The following is an 8,766-nucleotide window of genomic DNA, read 5'->3' on the forward strand; positions in this document are numbered from 1 at the left end:
GGCACCGGGCACCGGGGCGCGGGAGCGGGCGCGGGGCGCCCGGCCCACCGGCCGGACGCCCCGCACCCCGTGGGCTACGGCCGCCCCATGTACGCGGGGTAGTACCCGCTGCTGATCGTGGAGATCCGGATCAGCGTCCCGGGCCGCGCGGCCTCCACGTACCGGTTGTCGCCCAGGTAGATCGCCACGTGCTGGATGCCCCGCGCGGTGCCGTCCGGCGACCAGAACAGCAGGTCACCGCGGCGCAGCTGGCTCGCCTTGATCGGCGTGGTGGCCGCGTACTGGTCGTTGGCCACCCGCGGCAGGTCGATGCCGCCGCGCCGGAAGGACTGCTGCACCAGGCCCGAGCAGTCGTACCCGTCCGGCCCGTTGCCGGCGGTCCGGAACGGCTTGCCCAGCTGGGCGAGCGCGTACTCCACCGCGGTCTCGACGTCGGCGTCCGCCGCCACCTCGTGGGAGGAGCCGGAGGAACCGGAGGAGGACGCGGAGCCGCCGGTCCGCTGCAGGTAGATGTCGTAGTGGGTGGTCCAGCGCCACTCCCCCTTGCTGTTCCTGAACCAGTACCGCGAGCCGTCCCAGCCCTGCTTGATCCCGCTGTTCGAGGACTTGGCGGTCTTCGAGGAGGACGAGGACTTCGCCGAGGGCTTGGCGCCGCCGGTCCGCGCCACGTACACGCTGTAGTGGGTGGTCCAGCGCCACTGCCCCTGGCTGTTCTTGAACCAGTACCGCGAGCCGTCCCACCCGGCGTGCGCCGGGGCCTTCTCGGCCGCGGCGGGCGTCACCCCGGTGCCGAGCCCGATGGTCCCCACGCCGACCGCGATCGCGGCCGCCATGCCTATCCCCCGGCGGATCCGCGCGGCCCGCGAGGGACGGGCGGTGGTGGCGGGGCGGGCGGCGGGGGCGGGGGCGTGCTGCCCGGTCGGTTCGTCGGCGGCATCCGGTGCGCCGGTGTTGACGGTGGTCATCCCTGCTGACTTCCTTCACTGCTGCGAACGCACTGCGGCGTACGGCCGCCGGAAGGGCGGCTGCGGAAACTGCTGCGGACACGCGGTACGCCCCGGCTTCGCCGGTCCGTACCTTCGGCAGTCCCCGGTCCGACCTGCCGCGGCCCCCGGCCGTGCGACCGGGGGCCGCGGCATGTCTCCCGTGGATTCAGTTCTGCCTGCTCGTCACGTTAGGCACGCGTCCGCTCACCGCGCGCAGTGGAGTGCGCCAAAGGAAGGTTTCCCGGGCTCGGCCGCCGACGGCGCATCAGGGTGAACACCCGTCACCGCCGGGCGTGTCCCGACGCCCCCTCATCACTGCCCGCGGTGCTCCGTCAGGAGCTGCTTCTTCAACACCTTTCCCAGCGCGTTCCTGGGCAGTTCGGGTACCAGCACGACCCGGCGCGGGCGCTTGTGCACCGAGAGCCGCTCCGCCACGAAGGCCGTCAGCTGTTCCCCCGTCACGGCGCCGTCCGGCACGACGTACGCGACGATCGCCTGTCCGAGGTCCTCGTCCGGCGCGCCGACCACGGCCGCGTCGGCGACCGCCGGGTGGTCGCGCAGCGCGGCCTCGACCTCGCCCGCGCCGATCCGGTAGCCGCCGCTCTTGATCAGGTCCACCGAGGCCCGGCCGACGATCCGGTGGAAGCCGTCGGCCCCGATCACCGCGACGTCCCCGGTGCGGAACCAGCCGTCCGCCGTCCAGGCCTCGGCGTCGGCGTCCGGCCGGTTGAGGTAACCGCTGAACAGCGTGGGGCCGCTGACCTGCAGTTCGCCGACGCTCTCGCCGTCGTACGGCACCGGCTCGCCGTCCTCGCCGACCAGCCGGGTGCGCACCCCGTCCACCGGCAGCCCGACGCTGCCGGGGCGCCGCTCGCCGTCCGCCCGGGTGCTGACGGTGATCAGCGACTCGGTCATCCCGTAGCGCTCGATCGGGGCGTGCCCGGTGAGCGCCGCCAGCTTCTCGAAGACCGGTACGGGCAGCGGCGCGCTGCCGGAGACCAGCAGCCGGGCCGGGGCCAGCCGCCCGGCCGCCGCCGGGTCCGCCGCCAGCCGGGACCACACGGTGGGCACGCCGAAGTACAGGCTGCCGCCCGCCTGCGCGTACCCCGCGGGGGTGGGCCGTCCGGTGTGCACCAGCCGGCTGCCGGTGCGCAGGGCGCCGAGCACGCCGAGCAGCAGCCCGTGCACGTGGAACAGCGGCAGCCCGTGCACCAGGGTGTCCTCGGCGGTCCACTGCCAGGCGGCGGCGAGGGCATCCAGGTCGGCGGCGATCGCCGCCCGCCGGATCACCGCGCCCTTGGGCGCGCCGGTGGTGCCCGAGGTGTAGAGCACGAACCCGGTCGCGTCGGCGGCCGGTTCGGTGTAGCTGGTCGCCGAGCGCTCGGCGGGGTCGACCGGCAGGGCCGCCACCGGCCCGGCGTCGGGCGCGTCCTCCCCGGCGGCGTGCGCCAGCAGCGCGGCGCCCGAGTCCCGCAGGATGTGCTCGCGCTCCTTGGGGCCCGAGTCGGGCGGCAGCGGCACCACCGGGACGCCCGCCAGCAGTCCGCCGACCACGGCGGTGACCGTCTCCAGGGTGGGCCGGGCGAGCACCGCCAGCGCGGGGGCCCCGGCGACCCGGTCGGCCACCGCGGTCGCCGCGCCCAGGAGTTCCTCCCGGGAGAGCGTCCGGCCGCCGATCCGCAGCGCGTCCGCCGCGTCGCCGTGGTCGCCATGAAGTGCCGTCAGCAGTGCCATGCTTCGGTCCTCGCCCTCGTCCTCGCCTTTTCGCACCGGAGGCTCCCGCCCCCGGGAGCCGTCGGGCCGACTCTACGGGCCGGCGCGGCGCTCCCCGCGGCCCGGGGCACGACGGCGGAGGGCGTGGCACCGAGCACCCGGTACCACGCCCTCCGGTCCTCGGGACCGTCCCGCGGATCAGCCCTTGCGGGTCTTCACCTCGGTGGTCAGCTGCGGCAGCACCTGGAACAGGTCGCCGACCACGCCGTAGTCGACCAGCTCGAAGATCGGGGCCTCGGGGTCCTTGTTGACGGCCACGATGGTCTTCGAGGTCTGCATGCCGGCCCGGTGCTGGATGGCACCGGAGATGCCCGCCGCGATGTAGAGCTGCGGCGAGACCTGCTTGCCGGTCTGGCCGACCTGGTTGCTGTGCGGGTACCAGCCGGCGTCCACGGCGGCGCGCGAGGCACCGACGGCCGCGCCGAGCGCGTCCGCGAGCTCCTCGACCACGCCGAAGCCCTCGGCGGCACCGACGCCGCGGCCGCCGGAGACCACGATGGCGGCCTCGGTCAGCTCGGGGCGGCCGGTGGAGACGCGCGGGGTGCGCGAGGTGACCTTGGCGGCGTTGCCGGTGAACTCCACCGACACGTTCTCCACCGCACCGGCGGCCGGGGCGGCCTCCGGGGCGACGGCGTTCGGCTTGACGGTGATGACCGGGGCGCCCTTGGTGACCGTGGACTTCACCTGGAAGGAGGCGGCGAACACCGACTGGGTGGCGACCGGAGCGCCGTCGCCGGCCTCCAGGTCGATCGCGTCGGTGATGATGCCGGAGCCGATCCGCAGCGCCACCCGGGCGGCGACCTCCTTGCCCTCACCGGAGGAGGTGACCAGCACGGCGGCCACGTCGTTGGCCTTGGCGATCTGGGCCAGGGCGTCCACCTTGGGGACGACCAGCTGGTCGGCGAACTCGGCGCCGTCGGCGACGTACACCTTGGCGGCACCGAACTCGGCGGCCTTGGCGGCGATGTCGGCGGCCGCGGCACCCGCGCCCAGCACGACGGCGGACGGCTCACCGATGCGGCGGGCCAGGGTCAGCAGTTCGAGGGCCGGCTTGCGGACCGCGCCATCGGCGTGGTCCACCAGAACCAGGATCTCAGCCATGATTCGTTGCTCCTGATCGATCGTTGGATGCGCTGACGGCGCGGACTAGATGAACTTCTGGTCGGCCAGGAACGCGGCGAGCTGCTTGCCGCCCTCGCCCTCGTCCTTGACGACCGTGCCCGCGGTCCGCGCCGGACGCGCCGCCACCGAGTCGACCGCCGTCCACGAACCCGCCAGACCGACCTCGTCCGCCTCGATGCCCAGGTCGTCCAGGTCCAGCGACTGCACCGGCTTCTTCTTCGCCGCCATGATCCCCTTGAACGACGGGTACCGGGCCTCACCCGACTGGTCCGTCACCGAGACCACCGCCGGCAGCGCCGCCTCCACCAGCTCGGTCGCCGCGTCACCGTCCCGACGGCCCTTCACCACACCGCCCTCGACCGACACCTCGGACAGCAGCGTCACCTGCGGCACACCCAGCCGCTCCGCCAGCAGCGCCGGCAGCACACCCATCGTGCCGTCCGTCGACGCCATCCCACCGATCACCAGGTCGAACCCGGTCTTCTCCAGCGCCTTCGCCAGCACCGCCGACGTCCCGATCACGTCCGAACCGTGGATGTCGTCATCGTTCACGTGCACGGCCTTGTCCGCACCCATCGACAACGCCTTGCGCAGCGCGTCCTTCGCATCGTCCGGACCCACCGTGAGCACCGTCACCTCGGCACCCTCGTTCGCCTCGGCGATCCGCAGCGCCTGCTCCACGCCGTACTCGTCCAGCTCCGACAGGAGGCCGTCCACACCCTCCCGGTCCGTGGTGTGGTCGTCCGCGAAACGACGGTCACCCGTCGCGTCCGGCACGTACTTCACACAGACAACGATCCTCAAGCTCACGGCCTTGTCTCCTGTACTGGTCTCGTCCGACGGCTGCGACGTGCAAGCGGGTGCGAACACGGCACACACCCGCTCCGGGCAGCGAGTTTCCCGTGCCGGTCCGGAACTTCCTGGCAGCATACTCGGCGGTAGCGCAGTGGTCACTACTGGCCAGTAGCTTAGGCCTGACGGCCGGCACCACCGCTTGCGCCCATCCTGCCCCAGCCGGGGGCCGACCCCACCTCACGGGGGGTACCAACCGCCGACGAATCCGTGCGCCGGCTCCGCGGTCACCGCTTCGCCGCCGGTCGCCCTGCCCGTCACGCGCCGCCCGGCACCCTGCCCGTCGCCCTGCCTGTCACGCGCCGCCCGTCACACCGCCTGGCCGAGCGCCGCGATCACGTCCGCCTTGCGCGGCAGCCCCGCCGCCCGGCGCACCACCTGCCCGGCCGCGTCCAGCACCAGGACGGTCGGCGTCCGCAGCACCTCCAGCCGACGCACCAGCTCCAGCTGCGCCTCGGCGTCCAGCTCCACGTGCGCGACCCCGTCGACCATCCCGGCCACCTCGGCGAGCACCCGCCGGGTCGCCCGGCACGGCTGGCAGAAGGCGGTGGAGAACTGCACCAGGGTCGCCCGCTCACCGAGCGGCCCGCCCAGGTCCTCCTCCGACAGCCGTACCGTCCCGTCCTTGGTGCGCACCCGCAGCCTCCCGTCGCGCCCTGCCCTCACCAGCCCGAACCCGCTCGCCACCGCCAGTACGACGAGGCACACCACCAGTCCGGTCATCCCCCCAGTCTGCGCCAGCGCGTACGGGCTCCGAAAGGGAGGTCGACCTGCCGACACCGGGCCCGTACGATCGGCGGGTGGACCCCGACCGCCCCTCCCCGCTGCTGACCGTCCGTCGTGTCGTCGGCCCAAGGCCCGTCACCACCGTCCGCTGTCGCTGACGCGCCCCGCCGCAGCCGCCCGCCGCAGCCGCCCGTCGCGACCACTCCGGAGACCCCTTGCAGACCGACCCCCGAGGTCACCGCTTCGCCGCCGCGCTCACCAGCGCGGTGCTGGCCGCCGTCCTGATCACCGGCAGCGGCCTGCTGCTCTCCCTCCAGGCCCTGGTCTTCCTGGTCGGCGCGGTCGCCGGCCCCCGCCGCTCCCCGTACGTCGGCCTGTTCCAGCACCTGATCGCCCCCCGCCTGGCGCCGCCCACCACGACCGAGGACGAACGCCCGCTGCGCTTCGCCCAGGGCGGCGGGGCCGTCTTCGCCGTCATCGGCACCCTGGGCTTCCTCACCGGCGTCAGCTGGCTCGGCCTGCTGACCGCCGGTTTCGCCCTCGCCGCGGCCTTCCTGAACGCCGCCTTCGGCTACTGCCCGGGCTGCGAGATCTACCCGATCGTCCGCCGCGCCCAGGGCCGCCTGGGCGCCGGGGCCTGACCGGGACCGGGCCGGGTGGCGGGCCGGAAAGGTTCCCGGTCGGATTCATCACGGAGATCACACCGCGAATATTCGCTTGACCGTACGCCTCAGGTGACAGCAGGCACTCGTTCGGGGGATCATCTCCGTGTATCACCCGTGACCGCCGCGGCGTGCCGTGCTCCGGTCGGCTCCCACGCACGGCGCGGGTACCCGCCGTACCGGGCCCCGGCCCGTGGAAGTCAGGACTGACCGTGGCAGAGTTCGTCTACCCGCCGGTGATCGGCGCCGCACTCACCGCCTTCCGTGCGCTCGACGTGCGGATCAAGATCATCGGTGCCGAGCACATCCCCGCCAGGGGCGGAGCGGTACTGGTCAGCAACCACATCAGCTACCTGGACTTCCTCTTCGCCGGCCTCGGCGCCTACCGCGGCGGCAAGCGCAAGACCCGCTTCATGGCCAAGGACGACGTCTTCCGGCACCGCATCTCCGGCCCGCTGATGCGCGGCATGAAGCACATCCCGGTCGACCGCGCCGACGGCCAGCCCGCCTACGACGCCGCCGTCCGCGCCCTCAGGGCCGGCGAGGTGGTCGGGGTCTTCCCCGAGGCGACCATCAGCCGCTCGTTCATGTTGAAGAAGTTCAAGACCGGCGCCGCCCGGATGGCCGCCGACTCCGGCGCCCCGCTGCTGCCGGTCATCCTGTGGGGCACGCAGCAGCTCTGGACCAAGGGCCGCCCGAAGACCCTCACCAAGCGCCACGTCCCGGTGACGATCATGATCGGCGAACCGATTCACCTCGGCCCGAGCGACAAGCCCGTCATGGTCACCAGAAAGCTGCGCGCCGCCATGAGCGAGATGCTCGACCGGGCCCAGCGCGAGTACCCCGGCAAGCCCTCCGGCCCCGACGACACCTGGTGGCTGCCCGCCCAGCTCGGCGGCACCGCGCCGACCCTGGAGGTCGCCGAGGCCGAGGACGAGGCGGAAGCCCTCGCCAAGGCCGAGCGCCGCGCCGCCCGGGGCTGACCCAACTCCCGAGCCCGTCTACTCCGTGTGACCGAGCCGATGCGATCCGTCGCGTGTCGCCCGGCCGCCGACACACCCCGTCTGACACAGTGACAGCTCTTCCAGGGGCCTTCCTCCTGGATGCGTCCTGCGTCCCGCCCACCGCGGACCGGGGCACACGTCGAAGCGGTCGGAAAGGTCGGAGACGGAGATGACACGGATCACCGGCACACGGCAGTCCCCCAGCAGCAGTAAGGCCCGCACCCGCGCAACCGCCGGTGCGGGCCTCCTGCTTCTGGGCACCCTGCTCACCGGGTGCGGGGCGGAGCCCGGCGACATCCCGCTCTCCGAGATCCGCCCGGAGTCCCCCACCGCCACCCCCGACCCGACCCCGTCCGCGACCCCCGGAGTGGTCGGCGCCGCGCACACCGAGGCCCGCAACGGACTGATCGTCAGCCGGGCCTACACCGACGCCTCCCGCACCACCAGCGCCATCGTCACCGTCGGCCCGGACGGCGCCGGCCAGCACCAGATCACCCAGCCGCCCGCGCGGGCCCGCGACGACCACCCGGACTGGAACCCCGACGGCAGCGCCGTCGCCTTCGACCGCACCGACCCGCAGTCCGGCACCGCCCGGCTCTGGACCGTCACCACCGGCGGCGACGACGCCCACCAGATCAGCCAGCTCTGCGACGCCGGCAGCGGCACCGCCGACTGCGCCAACGAGGACGAACGCGCCCCCGCCTTCTCCCCCGACGGCAAGCAACTCGCGTTCAGCCGCTCCTGGGGCGCCCTCGACCAGGCCCACAACAACCAGGTGCAGTACTCGGACCTCTACCTGATGAGCCCCGACGGCACCAACGTCCAGCGGCTCACCTTCCTGACCAACGACAAGCCCTACTCCGGCTCCGTCAGCAACCCCAGCTGGTCCCCCGACGGCAAGCAGCTCACCTTCGAGTACCGCACCAGCGCCACCGGGCAACCCGCCAACAGCCGCGCCGTCTACGTCGTCGGCGCGGACGGCACCGGGCTGCGCCAGCTCACCCCCTGGGAACTGCGCGCCGGCGACCGCGCGACCTGGTCCCCCGACGGCACCCAGATCCTCTTCACCACCTACCCGGCCGGCCCCGACAACGCCCCCGGCGGCGGCATCTACACCGTCCACCCCGACGGCACCGGCATCGGCGCCCTCACCCCGGCCCCGTCCACCGCCTTCTACGGCGCCGCGGCCTACGCACCCGACGGCAAGTCCATCGTCTTCGCCCAGGCCCCCTCGGGAGGCGGCGGCGCCGATCTCTACAGCATGCGCTCCGACGGCACGGGCGTCACCCGCCTCACCAACACCGCCGACAAGTGGCTGGACCGGCCGTCCTGGGGCACCGCGGCCGTACCCGCAGCAACGGCAGCGCCGACTGACCCGTCGGCACCCGCTTCGGCCGCGGCGTCGGCAGCGCCTTCGGACGCTCCGACCGCTGACCCCAAGCCGGCCCAGGCCCAGGGGCAGCCGAAGACCGACGACACCCAGCTGCCGAACGAGGAAGACGACAACTGAGCGGAAAAGCGAAAAGCCCCTGATCCGAAAGGATCAGGGGCTTTTCTGAATGATTGTTCGGCGGCGTCCTACTCTCCCACAGGGTCCCCCCTGCAGTACCATCGGCGCTGTGAGGCTTAGCTTCCGGGTTC

General features: G+C 73.3%; 8 protein-coding genes and 1 rRNA gene. 3 read left to right on the plus strand and 6 right to left on the minus strand.

Going from position 1 to position 8,766, the window contains the following annotated elements:
- Window positions 1–74: 74 nt before the first annotated feature.
- The 5 genes from ACIQWA_RS36020 to ACIQWA_RS36040 all read right to left on the minus strand — a co-directional run bounded on the left by ACIQWA_RS36020 (window position 75) and on the right by ACIQWA_RS36040 (window position 5,456).
- Window positions 75–965, minus strand: coding sequence for a C40 family peptidase (locus tag ACIQWA_RS36020; protein ID WP_402490040.1), 891 nt, complete (start codon window positions 963–965; stop codon window positions 75–77).
- A gap of 333 nt (window positions 966–1,298) precedes the next feature.
- Window positions 1,299–2,720, minus strand: a complete 1,422-nt coding sequence (locus tag ACIQWA_RS36025; protein WP_402490042.1) for an acyl-CoA synthetase — start codon at window positions 2,718–2,720, stop codon at window positions 1,299–1,301.
- A 177-nt stretch (window positions 2,721–2,897) separates the two neighbouring features.
- Window positions 2,898–3,860, minus strand: coding sequence for an electron transfer flavoprotein subunit alpha/FixB family protein (locus ACIQWA_RS36030; protein WP_402490045.1), 963 nt, complete (start codon window positions 3,858–3,860; stop codon window positions 2,898–2,900).
- Window positions 3,861–3,905: 45 nt separating this feature from the next.
- A complete protein-coding gene (locus tag ACIQWA_RS36035) occupies window positions 3,906–4,691 on the minus strand; it encodes an electron transfer flavoprotein subunit beta/FixA family protein (protein ID WP_387713836.1) in 786 nt (261 codons plus the stop codon).
- Between the two features lie 351 nt (window positions 4,692–5,042).
- Window positions 5,043–5,456 carry a thioredoxin family protein gene (locus ACIQWA_RS36040; RefSeq protein WP_360246170.1) on the minus strand — a complete coding sequence of 138 codons (414 nt, stop codon included), beginning with the start codon at window positions 5,454–5,456 and terminating at the stop codon, window positions 5,043–5,045.
- Between the two features lie 218 nt (window positions 5,457–5,674).
- On the opposite strand from ACIQWA_RS36040, the gene ACIQWA_RS36045 reads away from it, so the two are divergent.
- The 3 genes from ACIQWA_RS36045 (at window position 5,675) to ACIQWA_RS36055 (ending at window position 8,635) form a co-directional block, all read left to right on the plus strand.
- Window positions 5,675–6,100 carry a DUF4395 domain-containing protein gene (locus ACIQWA_RS36045; RefSeq protein ID WP_402490048.1) on the plus strand — a complete coding sequence of 142 codons (426 nt, stop codon included), beginning with the start codon at window positions 5,675–5,677 and terminating at the stop codon, window positions 6,098–6,100.
- Between the two features lie 233 nt (window positions 6,101–6,333).
- A complete protein-coding gene (locus ACIQWA_RS36050) occupies window positions 6,334–7,104 on the plus strand; it encodes a lysophospholipid acyltransferase family protein (protein WP_402490051.1) in 771 nt (256 codons plus the stop codon).
- Between the two features lie 190 nt (window positions 7,105–7,294).
- On the plus strand, window positions 7,295–8,635 hold the full coding sequence (locus ACIQWA_RS36055) for a TolB family protein (RefSeq protein ID WP_402490054.1): 1,341 nt from the start codon (window positions 7,295–7,297) through the stop codon (window positions 8,633–8,635).
- Between the two features lie 55 nt (window positions 8,636–8,690).
- On the opposite strand, the gene rrf is transcribed toward ACIQWA_RS36055, so the two are convergent.
- Window positions 8,691–8,766 (minus strand): 5S ribosomal RNA (gene rrf, locus ACIQWA_RS36060); the annotation flags it as partial.

The sequence above is a fragment of the Kitasatospora sp. NPDC098652 genome (assembly GCF_044760155.1).
In the GTDB taxonomy this organism is placed as follows: Bacteria; Actinomycetota; Actinomycetes; order Streptomycetales; family Streptomycetaceae; genus Kitasatospora.